The organism is Aeromonas sp. S11(2024) (assembly GCF_041402345.1).
GTDB classification, from domain to species: Bacteria; Pseudomonadota; Gammaproteobacteria; order Enterobacterales; family Aeromonadaceae; genus Aeromonas; species Aeromonas veronii.
Map to the genome: position 1 here is coordinate 88,874 of NZ_JBGLRC010000001.1, position 17,407 is coordinate 106,280.

The window sequence follows — 17,407 nt, forward strand, 5'->3', positions numbered from 1 at the left end:
GTGCTGCGCATCCGGCCTGTGATCAAACAGGGGTGTGACCCATGCCGCACTCCGTCACTTCAAGATTCTGTTGCGATATCAACTGATTAAGTTTTTTCCTACACTCAGGGTCAAGTTGGGTGCTAAATGTGTCGGACTGCTGGCTTGCCAGGCGAGCCTGATTTATATTGAACCGACTGTTTTGGGGTAACTATCCAGATTTTTCAATGTGATAGGGCCGTCATACGAAGGAACGAATATGGGACATTCCCGCATAACATTGGCAACGCTACTCGCATTGGGTCTGCTGGGCACCGTCCAGGCTGAAGACTCGGCGCGGGAGCCTTTTTTTGTCGAGCTAAAAGGCCCTGACGAACCCGCACCTCCCGCCGTCAATTCCCAGCCGCTGGCGCAGCCGGTCGCCAGACCCGTGGCACAACCGGTGCGTACAACCGCCCAGCCGGTGGTGCGTCAGGTCACTGCCAATGCCGGTAGCTATGGCCCTGTTCGTCCGACCGATACCCTATGGAGCCTGGCGAGCAAATATCGCCCCTCCAATCGGGTCAGCGTCTACCAGACCATGGTGGCGATTTACGAGAAAAACCCCCGCAGTTTCGCCGATGGCAATATCAACCACATTCTGGTGGGGTCCCGCATTCTGCTGCCGACCGCGGCCGAGGCGAGCGTCATCACTGATGCACAGGCCCGCGCCAAGTTCCGCAGCGACAACGCCAGCTGGAAGGGGTTAAGCCCCAAATATCTGGCTGACAAGCAGGCACATACCGCCAAACCGGCTGCCGCCAAATCCGCGAAGGTTGAAGCCGCCAAGACCGAGCCGGTGAAGGCTGCGCCGCTGCCAGTAGCGAAAGCCGCCCCCATTCCAGCCCCGGTGGTGGCACCGCAACCGGCTGCTGAAACCAAAGAAGTGGCCAAGGTGAGCGAGCCTGCGCCGAAAGAGGCGGTAGCACCTGCTCCGAGCGCTGCAGAAGGCACCACCCCGGCGCCTCTGCCTTCCGATCTGGATAAACCGGTGGGCAAACCGGCTACCGAGATGGCGCTGGCACTGGAAGATGCCAATGCCCAGCTCGGCCAGGTGACCGAGATGAACCACAGGCTCAAGCTGCGTCTGCAATCCCTGACCGAAGAGGTGGAGACCCTCAAAGCCCAGCTGCAGGATCAGACGGCGCTGCAAAAAGAGATTGCCGAGCTCAAGGCTCAACCGGTCCCGCCGGTGGCAGCCGAGCCTGAGCCTGAGAAAAACTGGTTGATGGACCTGCTCTCCTCGCCACTCAACCTCGCCATGATCATCCTGCTGCCGGTGCTGCTGGTATTGGCGCTGGTGACCCTGTGGCTGCGTGCCCGTGCTCGCCGCGAACTGGAAGAGCAGGAGAAGAGCCTCTCCGAATCCACCGCCATGATGATGGATCAGGAGCAGAGCGAGTTTGATGATCTGCTGAGCGTCGATGTGACCGACAACGAGCCGGTGCGCCCGGTGCCGGATCTCAACACCCCGGATGGCTTTATGCCGATGGAGCCTGACGAGCCGGCCGCCAAGCCGGATGTCGATCTGGTGTTCAGCGACGAGGGCGAGATGGAGCTGCAGGGCTTCGAGCCCGAGCGGATGGCGGCCCAGCCAGCCAGTCGTGACCCGGATCTTGTGCCGGATCTCGATCTCTCGCTGGATGAGCCCATCGCGCTGGCCAACGAGCCCGCCATGGATCTGGCCAGCGAGTTCAACCCCAAGCCCAAGGCCGCTGACGAGATCATGAGCGAAGAGGAGCTGCAGGCAGCCCTGTTTGCCGAGCTGGATGCGGATCTCTCCGCCGACCTCGAGCCCGATTTGAGCTCCATCGACGAAGTCGGCGCCGCTGATGACGATCTGGCGAGCTTCGATCTCGGTGATTTCGACAACGCCCTCGACGAGCCTGCTGCTGGCAAAGATGATAACGCCATTGATCTCAGTGCCGCAGAGGACGCCGACGAGAGTGCGGATGCCATGCTGGCCGAGCTGGGTCTTGAGCCTGTCAAGGCGAAGGAAGCGGAACTGGATCTGGAGTGGGATCCCAACGAGCTGGCGCTCTCCGATTTTGAAGATGCGTTCGCCGAGGTGGAGTCTCATCCGGCAGATCTCCAGCCCCGTGAGCAGGCACAGGAGAGCGGCTACGTCGAGATCGACAAGCTGCTGGCCGAAGCGGATGCCACCGCGCCTGAGCAGGAGCCGTATCAGGGCTTCTCGCTGGATGTGGGGCTCGATGGCTTCCCCGAGGTGCTGCCGGAATCCACCGGATTTGATGTGGATGCCGACGACGGCGGTGTGGGTGCCAAGCTGGATCTGGCCCGTGCCTACCTCGAGATTGACGACAAGGATAGCGCCCGCGAGCTGCTGCAAGAGGCGGCGGAGCAGGGCAGCGATCACCAGCGCGCCGAAGCCGAGAAATTGCTCAAGCGGTTGGGCTAAAGCATTTCCCATCACGGGATCAGCAAAACGGGGGCAGCCAACAGGCTGCCCTCTTCTTTTGGCGATTTGATATGGGGGGATCATGGCCGCGCAGGCTGACCATCCAGGCCAATTGCGCGTGTGGTGGGACTTTTCAGGCTGAGCGCGTATAATCCGCCCCGTTTCTTTCACTGCGTTTTCACAACAAGACAAGTTTATCCATGCGAATTGCCCTAGGTATTGAATATGACGGCAGCCGGTATTTCGGCTGGCAGCGTCAGCGTGAAGTGATCAGCGTGCAGGCTGAACTGGAGACGGCGCTGAGCCGGATTGCCAACCATCCTGTCTCCATCCAGTGTGCCGGACGCACCGATGCCGGTGTCCATGCGACCGGTCAGGTGATCCACTTCGATACCGAGGCGAACCGTGCCGAAGGGGCCTGGACCCTGGGGCTCAATTCCAACCTGCCGCCGGATATCGCCGTGCGCTGGGTCAAGCAGGTGGATGAGAGCTTCCACGCCCGCTTCAGCGCCACTGCCCGTCGCTATCGCTATGTCATCTACAACCACAACTACCGGCCGGCGATCCTCGGCAGTGGCGTCAGCCACTACCACGAGACCATCGATGCGGAGTTGATGCACCAGGCGGGTCAGAGCCTGTTGGGGGAGCACGACTTCAGCACCTTCCGTGCCGTCGCCTGCCAATCCAACACCCCGTGGCGCAATGTGACCCATCTGTGTGTCAGCCGCTCCGGCCCCTACATCGTGCTCGACATCAAAGCCAACGCCTTCCTGCACCATATGGTGCGCAACATCACCGGCTCCCTGCTGCTGGTGGGGCAGGGGCTCAAACCGGTGGAGTGGATTGCCGAGGTGCTGGCTGCCAAGGATCGCAATCTGGCCGGGCCGACCGCCAAGGCCGGTGGCCTTTATTTGGTCGATGTGGATTACCCGGCCGAGTTTGCTCTGCCGCAGTTGCCGCTCGGCCCGCTGTGGCTGCCGGACTCGGCACCGGGTACGACCAGTTTTTAGTAACTGCGCCCGAAAAATTGTGGTTTAATGACCCGTCATTTGTTGCCATCGAGCTATTAAGTCATTGAACAATCTAGGCTCGATGCGTTTTGTCAGGCACAAAAGCATTAAGGAATTCCATGAGCTGGCTTGAGAAGATTCTTCCCAAGAGCAAGATCACTGCGCCCCGTCGTCACAACATTCCGGAAGGGGTGTGGACCAAGTGCAGTGCTTGTGAACAGGTGCTCTACCGGGCAGAGTTGGAGCGCAACCTCGAAGTGTGCCCCAAGTGTGATCATCATATGCGCATCAGCGCCCGCGCCCGTCTCGAGAGCTTCCTCGATGAGCAGGGTCGTACCGAGATCGGTGCCGAGCTGGAGCCGCAGGATGTACTGAAATTCAAGGATTCCAAGCGCTACAAGGATCGTTTGTCTGCCGCTCAGAAAGAGACGGCGGAGAAAGATGCGCTGGTGGTGATGAAAGGGACCCTCAAAGGGGTACCGGTTGTCGCCTGTTCGTTCGAATTCTCCTTCATGGGTGGCTCCATGGCCTCCGTGGTCGGTGCCCGCTTCGTGCGCGCCGTCGAGGAGTGCATCAAGGAAGGCCGTGGTCTGGTCTGCTTCTCCGCCTCTGGTGGTGCTCGCATGCAGGAAGCGCTGTTCTCCCTGATGCAGATGGCCAAGACCAGTGCTGCTCTGGATCGTCTGTCCAAAGCCGGCCTGCCCTATATCTCCGTGCTGACCGACCCCACCATGGGGGGCGTCTCTGCCAGTCTGGCGATGCTGGGTGACATCAACGTGGGCGAGCCCAAGGCGCTGATCGGCTTTGCCGGCCCGCGCGTTATCGAGCAGACCGTGCGCGAGAAACTGCCGGAAGGCTTCCAGCGCTCCGAGTTTCTGCTGGAAAAGGGTGCCATCGATATCATCATCGATCGCCGTGAAATGCGTAACCGTCTGGCCAGCCTGCTCGCCAAAATGCTGAATACTCACGTCATCGAAGAGTGAAGATGAGTTCAAACATGCAACAATCCCAAAGCCGGTCGCTTGTCGACTGGCTTTCTTATTTGGAGCAGATCCATCCGGTCAATATCGACATGGGGCTGGATCGGGTCGGTGCTGTCGCCCGGCGTATGGGGCTTACCCAACTGCCGTTCAAGGTGATCACGGTGGCGGGCACCAACGGCAAGGGCTCCAGCTGTGCCATGGCGGCTAGCATTCTGATGGCCGCAGGCTATAAGGTCGGCGTCTACTCCTCGCCCCATCTGCTGCGCTTTACCGAGCGGGTGCGGGTCAACGGGCAAGAGCTGCCCGACAGCGATCACTGCGCCGCCTTTGCCGAGGTGGAAGCGGCCCGCGGCGAGATTGCCCTTACCTTCTTCGAGTTCGCCACCCTGGCTGGCTTGTGGCTCTTCTGCCGCGCCGCCCCCGATGTGCTGCTGCTGGAAGTGGGGCTGGGTGGTCGGCTCGACGCCACCAATGTGGTGGAGTCCGATGTGGCGATGATCACCTCCATTGCCCTTGATCACTGCGACTGGCTGGGTGATACCCGCGAAGCTGTGGCGGTGGAGAAGGCTGGCGTCTATCGCGCTGGCAAGCCCGCCATCAGCGGTGAGCCCAATCCGCCTGCGACTATCGCGAGTGAAGCACAGCGTCTTGGCGCCAACCTGCGTCAGGTCGGTATCGATTTTCGTGGCGATGAGCACGAGAGCGGTTGGGATTATCACGGCCTCAACCAGTGGCGGGATCTGCCAAAACCGGCGCTGCCGCTGATGAACGCGGTGACCGTGCTGGCGGCGCTGGAATCCCTAGGCTTGCCGCTGCCGGAGTCCGCCATTCGTGACGGGCTTGCCAATGCCCGGCTGGCTGGCCGGATGCAGCAGCTGCAAAGTGCGCCCCTGGTGATCGTCGATGTGGCCCACAACCCCCATTCGGCGGCCTATCTGGCCGCGCAATTGCGCAAGATGCCCTGCACGGGTGTGCGCCGCGCCGTGGTCGGTATGCTCAAAGACAAGGACATTGCGGGGTCCCTTGCCGAACTCGATGGTCTGATCGGCGAGTGGTATCTGGCCAGCCTCACCGGCCCGCGCGCCGCCACCGCTGCGCAACTGGCTGCGGCGTTGGGAGAGGGCAAGGAGCCTGCCAGGGAGTTTGATGATGTCAGCGCCGCTTATCAGGCAGCGTTGGCCGCATCGAGTCCGGACGATATGGTCATTGTGTTTGGTTCGTTTTACACTGTCGCCGACATTCTGGCGGGTGTCGCCGTCTAGGCCACACCCCGGCTCCCCGGCCCTCGGGCGGGGAGCCAAATCGCATATTGAGTTACGTAAAGGTAGGATTCAACTTGGCCTCGAAGTTTCAAAACCGTCTGGTGGGCACCGTCATCCTGGTGGCCCTGGTTGTTATTTTCCTGCCGGACTTGCTGGATGGTCACAAGCTGGCACAAAAGGAGGAGGCCTTTGCCAAGATCCCGCTGCGCCCCGAGCTGGAGCCTGCCAAGCCTGCGCTGCAGGTCTCGGCAGCCAGCAGCCTGCCAGCCGATCATCTGGCCAGCCAGCAACAGGCCTCTGCGGCCCAGCAGTGGCAAGTGGAAGAGGTGGCTGACCCCATGACCCTCGCCGGTCAGGGCAACGGTGCGCAGCCGGCGACAACCCCTGCCGCACCGGCACCGGTTCAGCCGCAACAGAATGCCCAACCCAAGCCACAGCCCAAGCCGGAAGTGGTGGCCAAAAAACCGGTAGAACCGCCCAAGCCAGCACCCAAGCCGACGCCAGCCAAACCGGTTGAAGTGGCCAAGGCACCCGCACCGACCAAGCCGCAGGCGGGTCAGATCAAGTCCCTCGACGATCTGATTGAAAGCAAGATGACCCAGCCGACCACTCCCGCGCCTGCTGCGGCACCGGCGCAGGGCAGCTGGATCCTTCAGCTTGGCGCCTTCAAGAACGTCGACAGCGTCAACGCGCTGGTGAGCAAGCTGCGGGCGGCGGGCTACTCTGCCCACACCTCGCCGCGCACACCGGTGCAGGGTCAGCTCAACCGGGTCTTTATCGGACCGGATGTCTCCAAGGCCAAACTGCAGGGGATGCAGGGGCGGATCTCCCAGATGACCGGCCTCAGTGGCTCGGTGGTCTCTTACAATCCGTGACGGCTTGCCGTTGGCAATGGCCCTCTGAAACAAACACCGCGCCCCGTGCGCGGTGTTTTTTATCTGGCCGTCGTGATTTTTAAGGACGGCGTCGTACAGGTCACCCCCCGGTTGGGATTTTCGGGCAGTTGGGGTAGTCTGAGCCCTTCTGCTACTCACAGGAGTTCAAGATGATCCTCTCGACGACCCCCACGCTGGAAGGCAAAACCATTCGTGAATACCGCGGCATCGTGGTTGGCGAAGCTATTCTCGGCGCCAATATTTTCAAGGATCTCTTTGCCGGGATCCGCGACATCATCGGCGGCCGCTCCGGCGCCTATGAAAAAGAGCTGGCCCGTGCCCGCGAGATCGCATTTGATGAGCTGAAAGAGCGCGCCGCCGCCCTTGGCGCCAATGCGGTGGTCGGCATCGATATCGACTACGAAGTGGTGGGGCAAAACGGCAGCATGCTTATGGTCAGTATCAGTGGCACCGCCGTGGTGGTCTGATCGGGCACCAGCCTCTGCATGGGCAATGAGCCGATAACCGGGTTATCGGCTTTTTTATTGCCTGTCTGATACGTGGCGGCTGGCAGGGTTATCACTCAACCCATTGATTTTAAATATTTATATTTATTAATAATTCCCCTAGCCGGTTTTATTTTTTTTAACTGGGTGGCCCGAGAGGGTCAAGCTAGAGTGCCGCCATCAGGAACGACACCGCTCACGGACGAGGTTCTCTTCTCTTGAAGGCGTATCACTATGAATCAAAAACCTGCTCTGCTGACCCTTGTCATGTTGGCCATGACCGCTCATGCCGGCAGTGCCCTCGCGGCGCTGCCCAACTTCAGCGCCACCTGTCCCACCGATATCCGGGTCAAGTCGCAAGGGGGCAATGTCTTTATCAATGGCAAGAAGGCGACCCTGAAAACGCTGGCGCCCGCCGCCTATTCGGCCACAAACGGCAAGGTGGTCATCGGGATCACCTTCGATCTGCCCGCCAGCGAACCCACCCTGGATTACGTCATCAAGCATGATCGCCGGGCCCACGGCTTTTGTACCGTGCACGCCTGGTCGGCGGGCAAGGCCGCCGCACTGCCGATGGCCAAGGGGGACTCGCCCTATCAGGGCAAGTGGATCGCCAAAAACCGCGAGACAGGCGCCACGGTGGCCAATATTCAGGTGGATGGCAAGGAGCAGGTGTGGGTCAACGGAGTCAAGGTGAAGGCGAAACGGGCCGATGGCGCGCTGCAGTTTCGTCAGGGCACCATCCTCTACACCTTGCAAGGGGATCCGCGTATTCGCGATGAGAGCGACTGGAATGACAGCGATGTTCAGAACACCGGCCCCATCCGGCTCGAGTAACAGACGCGCCGTGCCACGGCTTGGTCATTGATGCAAAAAGCAGAGAGCGGCATGGCCGCTCTCTGCTTTGTTGTCTCTATTGGTTGATCGCCGTGCGGGGTTAGATGCCGTGGATGGCGTTGGTTTCCCCATACCAGTCCAGCTTGTCGGCCAGAGTGACCACCGAGCCGATGATGATGAGACTCGGGCTCTTCACCTGACGGGCCAGTTCGGCCAACTGCCGCAGCTCGCCGCGCACCACCCGCTGACTGAGCTGGGTGCCTTGCTCCACCAGCGCCACCGGGGTGTGGCCGGGCATGCCGTGGGTTTGCAGCGCATCCTGAATGCGGGCGGCGTGGGCCAGCCCCATGTAGAAGACCAGGGTCTGGCGTGGGGCGGCCAGCGCCGACCACTCCTGGGCGATATTGCCCTCCTTGTCATGCCCGGTGATGAACTGCACCCGTTGGGCGTGATCGCGGTGGGTGAGGGGAATGCCGCTGTAGGCGGCGCAACCCGATGCAGCCGTAATGCCCGGTACCACCGAGAAGGGGATGCCCGCCTCGGCCAGGGTTTCCAGCTCCTCGCCACCCCGGCCAAAGATAAAGGGATCGCCCCCCTTGAGCCGCACCACCTGTTTGCCCAGCTGCGCCTGCTCCAGCAACAGCTGGTTGATCGCCTGCTGGGGCACACAGTGGCGGCCCGCCTCCTTGCCAACAAAGATCCGCTCGGCATCCCGGCGAACAAGTGCCAATACCTCCTGCGACACCAGCCGGTCATAGACCACCACATCCGCCTGCTGCAACTGCTGCAGACCGCTTAGGGTAAGCAGCCCCGCATCGCCTGGGCCCGCACCGACCAGGGTGACGCTGCCATGACTTTGCTGTGGTTCGTCCAGCAGCTTGTTGACACTCTGCTCGGCGGCCTGCTGCTGGCCGCGGGCCAGTTGGCATGCCAGTCGCTCATGGCTAAAGAGCCGCTCCCAGAAGCGGCGGCGGGCCAGCTTGTCCGGAATGAGTTTGACCCGCTCGCGCAGCTTGCCCGCCAGCGCCGCGAGCTGGCCGAGGTGTTGCGGCAGCATGGCTTCAAGTTTTTCCCGCAACTGGCGGCTCAGTACCGGCGCCGTGCCTGCGCTGGAGATGGCCACCATCAGCGGCGAGCGGTCGATGATGGCGGGCATGATGGCGCTGCAGTGGGCGGGAGAGTCCACCACATTGCAGAAGATCTGGCGCAGGCTCGCCTCGTGAAAGACCTGATGATTGACCTCTGGATTATTGGTGGCGGCGATCACCAGCCACTTGCCATCGAGCAGTTCGGGATGAAAATTGGCGGCGCAGACGGTCAGGCGACCCTGCTCGGCCCAGCTCATCAGCTGGGGTTCCAGGTGCGGGGCATTGATGGTGATCTTCGCCTTGGCATCGAGCAGCAGGCGCGCCTTGCGCACCGCCACCTCACCGCCGCCGACGATCAGGACCGGCTTGTTTTGCAGCTGACAGAAGAGAGGGAGAAAGTCCATAACAGGCTCCGGATGCAGGCCCGCTCGCAATGCCGCGCCGGGCGAGATAGCAGGGCGCGCCGTGACGCACCCCGGATGGTCGGGGGAAAGATCCCCCGACGGGAATAAAAAAGGGGAAGGGTGATCTACGCCCGGGCCAACGACAGATCCCCACCGGTGTCGGCCACTTGATCACGCTTCCCCAAACGAGGTTTTTCCTATTGCACCGCTTTGACGTGCATGTTGGCGACGTACTGATCTTCGGCCCAGAAGATGCGGTCAGCGACCATGGCTTCCGGGTTGAGGGTGACGCCGCGCAGCACCCGCTCCTTGAACTTGTGATAACCGGCCCGGTCAATAAGGTGACCCATGTGCAGGTAGATGGGTTTGCCATCCAGCATCTCGGCCTCGAACTCGAACAGGTTCTTGATCACCGCATGCAGCACCTCTTCGGTCACCCAGTTGAGGAACAGCTTGCCGGTACGGGGGGTCTTCTTGCTGGTGCGTCCCCCCAGCTTGACCATGTAGAGCTGCTTGGGATCCCGTTGCCAGGCCAGGGTCGGGCAGGCCAGCACGCACTCGCCACAGCCGATACACTTGCTCTCCTCTTTGACCGCCTTGCCATGCTTGATGGCGAGGCAATCCACCGCGTGGTGGCTGCATGCCTTGACGCAGGCGCCACAGCCGATGCAGCGCTCGGCATTGAAGTGGATCTTGGCGATGCCGAGGATGCCGAAGTCGGCCATGTTGGCCTTGGCGCAGTCGTTGGGGCAGCCGGCGATCACCATCTTGAGGTGATAGGGGTTGGGGTAGAGGTGTTTCTCCATCCGCTGGGCCAGCCCTGTGCAGTCGATATTGCCCTTCTGGCAGATGGTGTTGCCCTGACAGGCGACGATGTTGCGCCCGCCGATGGTCTGGTAACCGGCTGTGGTGTCCTCTACCTCGATGCCGCAGGTCTCCACCTCGATCTCCTTGATAAAGGGTTCGAGGGCGGCGTTGACCTTGTCCATGTCCTGATACTTGATGCCGGGCATCGCCAGCTTCTGGCGGGTGGTGAGGTGGATCAGGCCGTTGCCGTACTGTTCGGCGATCTGCTGGGCCACCGCCAGCAGGTGGGCGGGCATGATCCCGCCGGGAATGCGTACGCTGATCATCGCTTCGCCGCGCACCTTGGAGAGGCGGTATTCGTTCTTGGCGCGGGCCTTGATGATGTCGATATCGAGACTCATGGTGTTCTCCCTCAGTCGATCAGATGCTGGGCCTGGTCAAAACGAAAGACCGGTCCATCCACGCAGATATAGGTGTCGCCCATCCGGCAGTGGCCACACTTGCCCACGGCGCAGGCCATGCGGCGTTCGTAGTCGACCCAGATGCGATCCTTGGGGATGCCCCGCTCGAGGAAGGCGAGCACCACGAAGCGGATCATGATGGGGGGGCCGACCACGATCACCTGGATATCCTCCTTGTCACAGAGATCCAGCTGGTCGATGTAGTCGGTGACCCGGCCGATGCGAAACTGCTCGCTCTCCTTGCCCTCGTCCAGGGTGACGATGAGGTTCTGCTGCTCGGCCCAGAGCGGCATCTCGTGGCGATAGAGCACCGCCTGCTCGTTCTTGAAGCCGAGGATCATGTCGAGGGATTTCACCTCTTCCGGATGTTTGCTGAAGCGGCGCAGCAGCCCCTTGACCGGCGCGACGCCGGTGCCGCCCGCCACCACGATGAGGTGCTGGTTGCGATAGGTCTCCAGCGGATAGCCGTTGCCGTGGACGCCGCGCATCCACACCTTGTCGCCCACATCGAGGGCAAACAGCGCATCGGTTACCTTGCCGACCTTGCGGATCAACAGATCCACATAGCCATCGCCATAGTCGGAGACCGAAATGGGCGCCTCGCCAACGGTGGGCAGGGAGATCTCCACAAACTGGCCGTAGTGGACATCAAAGTCGCGGGAGACCCGAAAGTTCCACTCCAGCTCGGTGTGACGCTCGATGGCCAGAATGGTGTAGGCCTTGGGCAGCAGGCGGTTTTCGACTGCTTCCTGCTGTTGTTCTGCTGTTGCGGTTTGCTGGCACTGGCACATATCAGTTCGCCCCCTGCGCGTTGTCGGCTGCGATGGTCTGTTCGACCACATCGGTCATCTTGTTGATGATGTTGCTAAAGGAGATGTAGTGAGGGCAGCGATCGTCGCAGCGGCCACAGCCGACGCACATGTGCTCCTCTCCCTGACGGGCCTTGTAGTCGTTGACCTTGTGCAGGGCGCGATAACGCAGGCGCTCGCCATGTTTGGCGCGAAAACCGTGGCCACCGGCCATGTCGCTAAAGCCATCCACCATGCAGCTAGCCCACTGGCGACGGCGCTCGCCCTGCTTGGGGTTCTCCGCATAGGTGAGGTCGTGCACGCTGTAGCAGCTGCAGGTCGGGCAGGCGGTGGTACAGCGGCCGCAGCCGATGCAGCGGGTGTCGTACTCGGCCCAGACCGGATGGGCGGTGAGGATCTGTCGGATCCGCTGGGGGTCGTCACAGACGCTGTCCGGGGTGCGTACCTTGACCGGGTTGCTCTGGACAAATTCCGGGGTGAAGTCATCGGATTCACCGAGCTCGGCAAAGTAGCCGAGCAGCTCGGGATCCTTCACCTCAATACGGGCACCCTCATCGCTCAGACGAATGGCGGCGGCGTAGTCCTGGGTCTCGTTGCTGCCCATGGAGACGCAGAAGCAGTTCTCGAAGCTCTCGCGGCACTCCAGCAGCACCAGCTTGAGCTTGCTGCGCAGCCGGGCGTAGTAGACGTCGCTGTTCTGGCCATTTTTCAGGTAGACCTGATCCAGCCTGCGCAGAGCGTGGATATCACAGCTGCGCAAGAACAGCAGGGTGGGTTTGGCCTCCACCTTTGATTCGCGCAGCTCCAGATTGTCGAAGTGGAACAGGGTCTGGGTGATGGGGAGCACCACCTCTTTTGGGGAGAAGTGGGACTTCTCCTGCCACACCAGATCGGCCGGATGGCGGATGCTGTGGTAGGTGACGTTGTCGGTGTCGGAGAAGCGGCCGCCCCGATATTCGGCCGCGGGCGCCATGATCCGGTAATCGGGCAGCAGCCGCTCGAACAGCTGCGCCAGCGCGGGATGGGTGAGAAGAAACGACATAAATAAACACCTTGTATGAGGGTGAGATGCCCTGGCATAGGGATGAGGAGCGGGCCGGTCAGGGGGTCTGGCACCGGTTCTGGCCGCGCTTGCCTCGCCACGGTCTGTTTTTATGACTCATGTTGCTCAACTGACCCGATTGTTATTGTGTTGGCGGCGCGTGCGTCGCGGCAGGTCGGGTCATGCCTGTAAAACCCTTATCAATTGAGCAGGGCGGCCTGATAGCCTGCGCACTTGCCCATCACGTATCCCATCTCCAGCTTGTTGATATCGCGGGTAAAACGGGAAACGGGGAAGTAGTCGGCCGGGGCGATCACCTCGATCTGGCAGTCCTCCGGCGGATTGGCGATAAAATCGAGCGCCTCGTTGTAGCTGCGATCCCGCTGCTCCAGCGCCTGTGCCAGCGCGGGGCGGGTCTTGAGCAGGGTGCGGATCATCCAGGGGAAGGGCATCGGCTTGAGCCGATAGCCAAGGGGCTCGGAGAGGATCACCGTCAGGTGACGGGCACCGCGGCGGTAGGCCTCGATCACCGGGATGGAGTCGGCCACCCCGCCATCTGTCATCGGTACCCCGTGTACCTCCGGGTATTCGTGGGAGGCGAGGGGAATGGCGCAGCTGGCGGGCAGCACCTCGTTCATGTTTTCCGGCTTGACCCGGATGTACTCCGCCTTGCCGGTCAGGGTATTGGTCACCACCGCATAGAAGGGGATGGCGGTCTCCCGGTAGGCGTGAATGTCGAGGGGATACTTGCGGCAGCTGGTGTTCCACAGCCAGTGGATATCCACCAAATTGCCTCCTTTGGCAAAACGCAGGGGATCCATAAACTGCTGGCTGCACGCCAGTTTGGTCAGGATCTCGTGGCTGCGGCCATGCTGGCTGGCGAGATAAGCCAGCAAGTTGGTGGCCCCCGCCGAGACGCCGATGGCGAAGTCAAAGGGGCGATAGTCATGCTCGATAAACGCATCCAGCACGCCGCTGGCAAATATGCCGCGCATGGCGCCGCCTTCTACAACCAATGCGCTGGGGGATGCGTTTTTGTTCATGACAGGCACCTCATTGATAAGTCAGAGAGAAAAAGTGGGAAAGAGAACGTTCGGGCTGTCAGGCCGACCGTTCTGACAACCAACCGGGGTTGGCCATCGCAATGAGGTCATTCTAGGAAGGGGATAGTGTTTAGAATATCTGTTAATAATGAATCAAGTGTTTTGTATTTCTAAACGATGGTGATAAACCCGTTGTGATCAAAGGGGTTGTGTAGGAGTCTCAACGACTCTGTGATGGCTGGATATTGGCAAGGATGAGTGTGTCATGACGTTATTGGTTCCCCCGCTGCTCCGACGTGGCGATACCATCGCTTTTTTCTCCCCTTCCAGCGCGGCGACCGCCTGGGCACCCAACCGTTTTGCCCGCGCAAAAGCCTTTCTTGAGGGGCAGGGCTTTAGGCTCAAGGCGGGCAGTCTCACCGGCCAGCAGGATCACTGGCGATCCGGCTCCATCGCCGCGCGGGCCGAGGAGCTCAATGCCCTTATTCGCGACCCAGAAGTACGCTGCATCATGTCGGTGATTGGCGGCAGCAACTCCAACTCCCTGCTCCCTTATCTCGATTTTGAGGCGCTGAGGCGCGATCCCAAGATCATCGTCGGCTACTCAGACGTGACGGCGTTGCTGCTCGGCATCCATGCCCAAACTGGCCTGGTTACCTTTTATGGCCCGGCGCTGGTGGCCTCCTTTGGCGAGTTGCCGCCGTTGGCGGATGAGACGCTGGCCAGTTTTTTACAGATTGCGTTGGCCGACGAAGCTGGCGTCCCCTGCACGCTGCCCACCCCGGCAAAGTGGAGCGATGAACGGCTGGACTGGGAGAACCAGACCCGGGCCAAGCGCTGCCAGCCCAATCGGCTGATCTCGGTGGGCTCAGGCTGGGTAGTGGGGCGACTGATGGGCGGCAACCTCAACACCATGGCGGGGATCTGGGGCTCCCCCTATATGCCCGTCATCGAGCACGGCGACATTTTGCTGCTGGAGGACAGCCTGAAATCTGCCGAGACGCTGGAGCGCTCCTTTGCCCATCTCAAGCTGTGCGGGGTGTTTGAGCGGATCGGCGCGCTTATTCTCGGCAAGCACGAGCTGTTCAACGATCAGGGTAGCGGCAAGCACCCCCTCGATATCCTGCTGGAGGTGGTGGGGGAGCCGAGCTTCCCCATTCTGGCGGAGTTTGACTGCGCCCATACCCACCCCATGCTGACGTTGCCGCTGGGCGTTGAGGCTGAGCTGGATCTCGACCGTCAGCAGCTCACCTTGCTGCAGCCCTGGTGGCAAGCCGGGTGAGCGTCCAATTGATGTGAAAAACAGGCATGTCAAAAATGGATGTCAAACAACAAGGCCGCTGATGCGGCCTTGTCTGTTGTTGGGGGATGACATTGTCAGGGCAGGGCATCGGGCCGGAAGCTGGCGCGGATCTGCGGCACCAGGCTTGAAGGGTCGAACCCTTTCTCCTCGCCCAGCACCGGATGGAGAAGGGGCTTCTCTTCGATGGGGGTGATATCCCCCGCCAGCAGCTGGCGGGTGGCCTGACCCATCTGGTAGAGCTGGCGCACCGGCGCAAACTGGGTCGCCAGATTGAGGGGGTCATCGGCGCGGGTGAAGGCCATCATGGGGATCTGGTAGGTGGCATCGCGCGCCGGCTTGTCACCGTGAATCCCCTTGCCGGCGGACATCAAAAACGGCTGGTGATCGCCAAAGGCCACCACCAGATAGCGCTTGCCCGACTGGTCGAGGGTCTTGAGCAGCCGCTCCAGCGAGGCCATGGCATCCACCACCCCTGTGTAGTAGGTGTTGAGCAGCTGGGTGTCGCTCTCGCTCTGGTTCGGGCAGGCGCCGCTGCGCTCCTGCCCCTGATAGCGGGGGCCATCGAAGGGGCCGTGCCCCTGCATGGTGACTGCATAGGCAAACAGCGGTTTGTCATCCTGCTCGCTGCGCTTGAGCAGGTGGTCGATGAGGGCATCATCGGAGATATAGAGTCCCTTGTGCTCAAGGGTGGTGAAGCGGGTATCGAACCAGCGCTCATCATACCCCAGCGCCGGGATCGCCTTGGCGCGGCCCCAGAACTTCTCTACATAGGGGTGGGCGAACAAGGTCTGGTAGCCGCTCTGTCTGGCGCTCTGGGCCAATCCCGGCACCTGCTGCGAGAGGTAGTAGTAGGGCACCACGCCCTGCTTGAGCAAGCCCACCGGCAGGCCGGTGTTCATCTCGAACTCCGCCAGCACCGTCATGCCGCCGGTGGTGGGGGAGTGGATGGTCTTTTGCCACTGCTGCACGCTGGCGGGCAGGGAGAGGGTGGGAGCCGGGGCGCAGATCCGCCCCTTCCAGTCGAGCCAGAGCGACTCATATTGCAGCACGATCACCAGATCCCAGCGCGGCGCTATGCCCTGGGGCGGATAGCTCAGCTGCGGGGCCAGCTCGTTGATCTGCAAGGGGTAGCGAAACACGCTGCCGCTTTGCAGCATCTCGTCCACCAGATTGAACAGATAGAGGCCGGGGCCGGAGCGGATGATGTCCCTGTGGTAGTTGACCGCGCGATCCACGTAGCGAATGTTGGCCCCCAGCAGCTTGTTGCCGGTCTGGGTGGCAAAGACGCACAGGGCAAAGAAGGCGACGGTGGCGGCGGCAGTGCGCAACACCCAGCGTGACAGGGCAAAGCGCCAGCAGAGCAACAGAGCCAGCAACACGGTGAAGATGGGCAGGATGGGGTGCTGGTCGAGCAGGATCCGCAGCAGCGCCAGCAGGTTGCCAAAATCGTCTCCCCCGAGCGGCACGCCGTAGATGGCGATCTTCATAAAGTTGGCCAGCAGACCTATGCCTGACAGCGCGGTAAAGACCAGCCCCATATAGAGGTTGAAGCCAGCCAGCGCGCAGAGGCTCCAGCCCAGCACCATACTGCCCCAGGCGAGATAGTAGTGCTCCGGCCGAAAGCCTGACCAGAGCAGAAACTCCCCCAGCTTGAACACCACGAAGCCGTGCAGCAGCACGAAGGTGAGGTTGCCGAGCAGCAGGCTGCCGATGATCCGCCAGCGCAGGCTGCGGCGCAGCTTTGGCAGCACCGTCTTGAGCACGGCGGCGCTCAGGGCCAGCACCAGGGTCAGGCTCACCACCAGATAGGTGAGGTTGAAGCCCTGCTCGGGCAGGGTTTGCAGGATCTGGCTGAAATCGCCGCTCTCGGGGCGATCTTTGAGCAGCAGACCGATGCGCAACTGATAACGGCTTGCTAGCGCGTCATCTGGGGCGCGCAGGGTACTGTTGAGATCCAGCGAGCAGCGGTTATTGCGGCACACCTGACGCTTATCCACCGCTTGACTCAGCTGGTCGATCCGCTCCCCCTTGTCGTTGAGAAGCTCCACCCGCACCTTGTCCCCCGCTTGCAATGGCCCTCGCAACTGCCATTGGCTGCGCACCACCAGATAGAGGCCGCGGCTGTCGCTTTTATAGAGCAGGGCGTGGCGGGTGAGGGTGGCCAGCGGATTGTCGGCGGGGCCCAGCACCAGCGGCTGGGCACGGCCCAGCCAGCTACCGGGATTAATCAGCGGCAACAACAGGGTCAGCAGCAGCAATCCGCCCAGCAGGGCAAGCAGTAGAGAGGGCAGACTCAGAACGCGGGGGCGGCCTGAGGAGGGGCGATTCATATAAGCTCATCCTTTGAGCGAGTGAGGGAGAGATCGTTCATCCGCATAGAGTTTGACCCGATGGTGCGGGCCTTGTTTCAGCTTGTCAATTTAATGACCACTTAATGAATATTTGGTTACAGCTCAACCTTGCAAATTGTGATCCCGATCGAGGGGTTGTTCGGAATATGTGATGAAAGCGTCATCATGGGGTTTTGCCACTGGCTTGGG

14 protein-coding genes are annotated in these 17,407 nt (G+C 61.3%); 8 read left to right on the forward strand and 6 right to left on the reverse strand.

Annotated elements, in window-relative coordinates; translation table 11 throughout:
• The first annotated feature begins 238 nt into the window (after positions 1–238).
• From ACB040_RS00380 to ACB040_RS00410, 7 genes are all read left to right on the forward strand, one after another.
• Complete coding sequence (locus tag ACB040_RS00380) at positions 239–2,437, forward strand: FimV/HubP family polar landmark protein (protein ID WP_371153899.1); 2,199 nt, start codon at positions 239–241, stop codon at positions 2,435–2,437.
• A 200-nt stretch (positions 2,438–2,637) separates the two neighbouring features.
• Positions 2,638–3,447, forward strand: coding sequence for a tRNA pseudouridine(38-40) synthase TruA (gene truA / locus ACB040_RS00385; protein WP_040066446.1), 810 nt, complete (start codon positions 2,638–2,640; stop codon positions 3,445–3,447).
• Positions 3,448–3,566: 119 nt separating this feature from the next.
• Positions 3,567–4,430, forward strand: coding sequence for an acetyl-CoA carboxylase, carboxyltransferase subunit beta (accD, locus tag ACB040_RS00390; RefSeq protein WP_042053089.1), 864 nt, complete (start codon positions 3,567–3,569; stop codon positions 4,428–4,430).
• Positions 4,431–4,432: 2 nt separating this feature from the next.
• Entirely contained in the window at positions 4,433–5,692 is a 1,260-nt protein-coding gene (folC, locus tag ACB040_RS00395) for a bifunctional tetrahydrofolate synthase/dihydrofolate synthase (RefSeq protein ID WP_279498130.1), read from the forward strand.
• 74 nt (positions 5,693–5,766) lie between these two features.
• Entirely contained in the window at positions 5,767–6,567 is an 801-nt protein-coding gene (gene dedD / locus ACB040_RS00400) for a cell division protein DedD (protein ID WP_040066443.1), read from the forward strand.
• Between the two features lie 170 nt (positions 6,568–6,737).
• Entirely contained in the window at positions 6,738–7,055 is a 318-nt protein-coding gene (locus tag ACB040_RS00405) for a heavy metal-binding domain-containing protein (protein WP_005333757.1), read from the forward strand.
• A 252-nt stretch (positions 7,056–7,307) separates the two neighbouring features.
• Positions 7,308–7,910 carry a hypothetical protein gene (locus ACB040_RS00410; RefSeq protein WP_088869211.1) on the forward strand — a complete coding sequence of 201 codons (603 nt, stop codon included), beginning with the start codon at positions 7,308–7,310 and terminating at the stop codon, positions 7,908–7,910.
• Positions 7,911–8,010: 100 nt separating this feature from the next.
• Here ACB040_RS00410 and cysG read toward each other — a convergent pair whose 3' ends face one another.
• From cysG to ACB040_RS00435, 5 genes are all read right to left on the reverse strand, one after another.
• Positions 8,011–9,402 carry a siroheme synthase CysG gene (gene cysG / locus ACB040_RS00415; RefSeq protein WP_371153895.1) on the reverse strand — a complete coding sequence of 464 codons (1,392 nt, stop codon included), beginning with the start codon at positions 9,400–9,402 and terminating at the stop codon, positions 8,011–8,013.
• 197 nt (positions 9,403–9,599) lie between these two features.
• The gene (gene asrC / locus ACB040_RS00420) at positions 9,600–10,610 is read right to left on the reverse strand and encodes a sulfite reductase subunit C (RefSeq protein ID WP_040066440.1); all 1,011 of its coding nucleotides are present in this window, start codon (positions 10,608–10,610) and stop codon (positions 9,600–9,602) included.
• Positions 10,611–10,621: 11 nt separating this feature from the next.
• The gene (gene asrB, locus ACB040_RS00425) at positions 10,622–11,461 is read right to left on the reverse strand and encodes an anaerobic sulfite reductase subunit AsrB (RefSeq protein WP_371153893.1); all 840 of its coding nucleotides are present in this window, start codon (positions 11,459–11,461) and stop codon (positions 10,622–10,624) included.
• 1 nt (position 11,462) lies between these two features.
• A complete protein-coding gene (gene asrA, locus ACB040_RS00430) occupies positions 11,463–12,521 on the reverse strand; it encodes an anaerobic sulfite reductase subunit AsrA (protein WP_371153891.1) in 1,059 nt (352 codons plus the stop codon).
• A 200-nt stretch (positions 12,522–12,721) separates the two neighbouring features.
• Entirely contained in the window at positions 12,722–13,564 is an 843-nt protein-coding gene (locus ACB040_RS00435; RefSeq protein ID WP_371153889.1) for a patatin family protein, read from the reverse strand.
• Positions 13,565–13,829: 265 nt separating this feature from the next.
• Between ACB040_RS00435 and ACB040_RS00440 the strand changes: the two genes are divergently transcribed.
• Positions 13,830–14,846, forward strand: coding sequence for a S66 peptidase family protein (locus tag ACB040_RS00440; protein ID WP_371153887.1), 1,017 nt, complete (start codon positions 13,830–13,832; stop codon positions 14,844–14,846).
• Positions 14,847–14,941: 95 nt separating this feature from the next.
• Here ACB040_RS00440 and ACB040_RS00445 read toward each other — a convergent pair whose 3' ends face one another.
• Positions 14,942–17,197, reverse strand: coding sequence for an LTA synthase family protein (locus tag ACB040_RS00445; protein ID WP_371153885.1), 2,256 nt, complete (start codon positions 17,195–17,197; stop codon positions 14,942–14,944).
• Between the last annotated feature and the right edge of the window lie 210 nt (positions 17,198–17,407).

What these genes read in the sequence shown, in the direction of transcription:
- ACB040_RS00410 (WP_088869211.1), top strand. Translation starts at nt 7,308, where the DNA reads ATGAATCAAAAACCTGCTCTGCTGACCCTTGTCATGTTGGCCATGACC.
- ACB040_RS00380 (WP_371153899.1), top strand. Translation starts at nt 239, where the DNA reads ATGGGACATTCCCGCATAACATTGGCAACGCTACTCGCATTGGGTCTG.
- ACB040_RS00445 (WP_371153885.1), bottom strand. Translation starts at nt 17,197, where the DNA reads ATGAATCGCCCCTCCTCAGGCCGCCCCCGCGTTCTGAGTCTGCCCTCT.
- cysG (WP_371153895.1), bottom strand. Translation starts at nt 9,402, where the DNA reads ATGGACTTTCTCCCTCTCTTCTGTCAGCTGCAAAACAAGCCGGTCCTG.
- truA (WP_040066446.1), top strand. Translation starts at nt 2,638, where the DNA reads ATGCGAATTGCCCTAGGTATTGAATATGACGGCAGCCGGTATTTCGGC.
- asrC (WP_040066440.1), bottom strand. Translation starts at nt 10,610, where the DNA reads ATGAGTCTCGATATCGACATCATCAAGGCCCGCGCCAAGAACGAATAC.
- folC (WP_279498130.1), top strand. Translation starts at nt 4,433, where the DNA reads ATGAGTTCAAACATGCAACAATCCCAAAGCCGGTCGCTTGTCGACTGG.
- ACB040_RS00405 (WP_005333757.1), top strand. Translation starts at nt 6,738, where the DNA reads ATGATCCTCTCGACGACCCCCACGCTGGAAGGCAAAACCATTCGTGAA.
- asrA (WP_371153891.1), bottom strand. Translation starts at nt 12,521, where the DNA reads ATGTCGTTTCTTCTCACCCATCCCGCGCTGGCGCAGCTGTTCGAGCGG.
- ACB040_RS00435 (WP_371153889.1), bottom strand. Translation starts at nt 13,564, where the DNA reads ATGAACAAAAACGCATCCCCCAGCGCATTGGTTGTAGAAGGCGGCGCC.
- ACB040_RS00440 (WP_371153887.1), top strand. Translation starts at nt 13,830, where the DNA reads ATGACGTTATTGGTTCCCCCGCTGCTCCGACGTGGCGATACCATCGCT.
- asrB (WP_371153893.1), bottom strand. Translation starts at nt 11,461, where the DNA reads ATGTGCCAGTGCCAGCAAACCGCAACAGCAGAACAACAGCAGGAAGCA.
- accD (WP_042053089.1), top strand. Translation starts at nt 3,567, where the DNA reads ATGAGCTGGCTTGAGAAGATTCTTCCCAAGAGCAAGATCACTGCGCCC.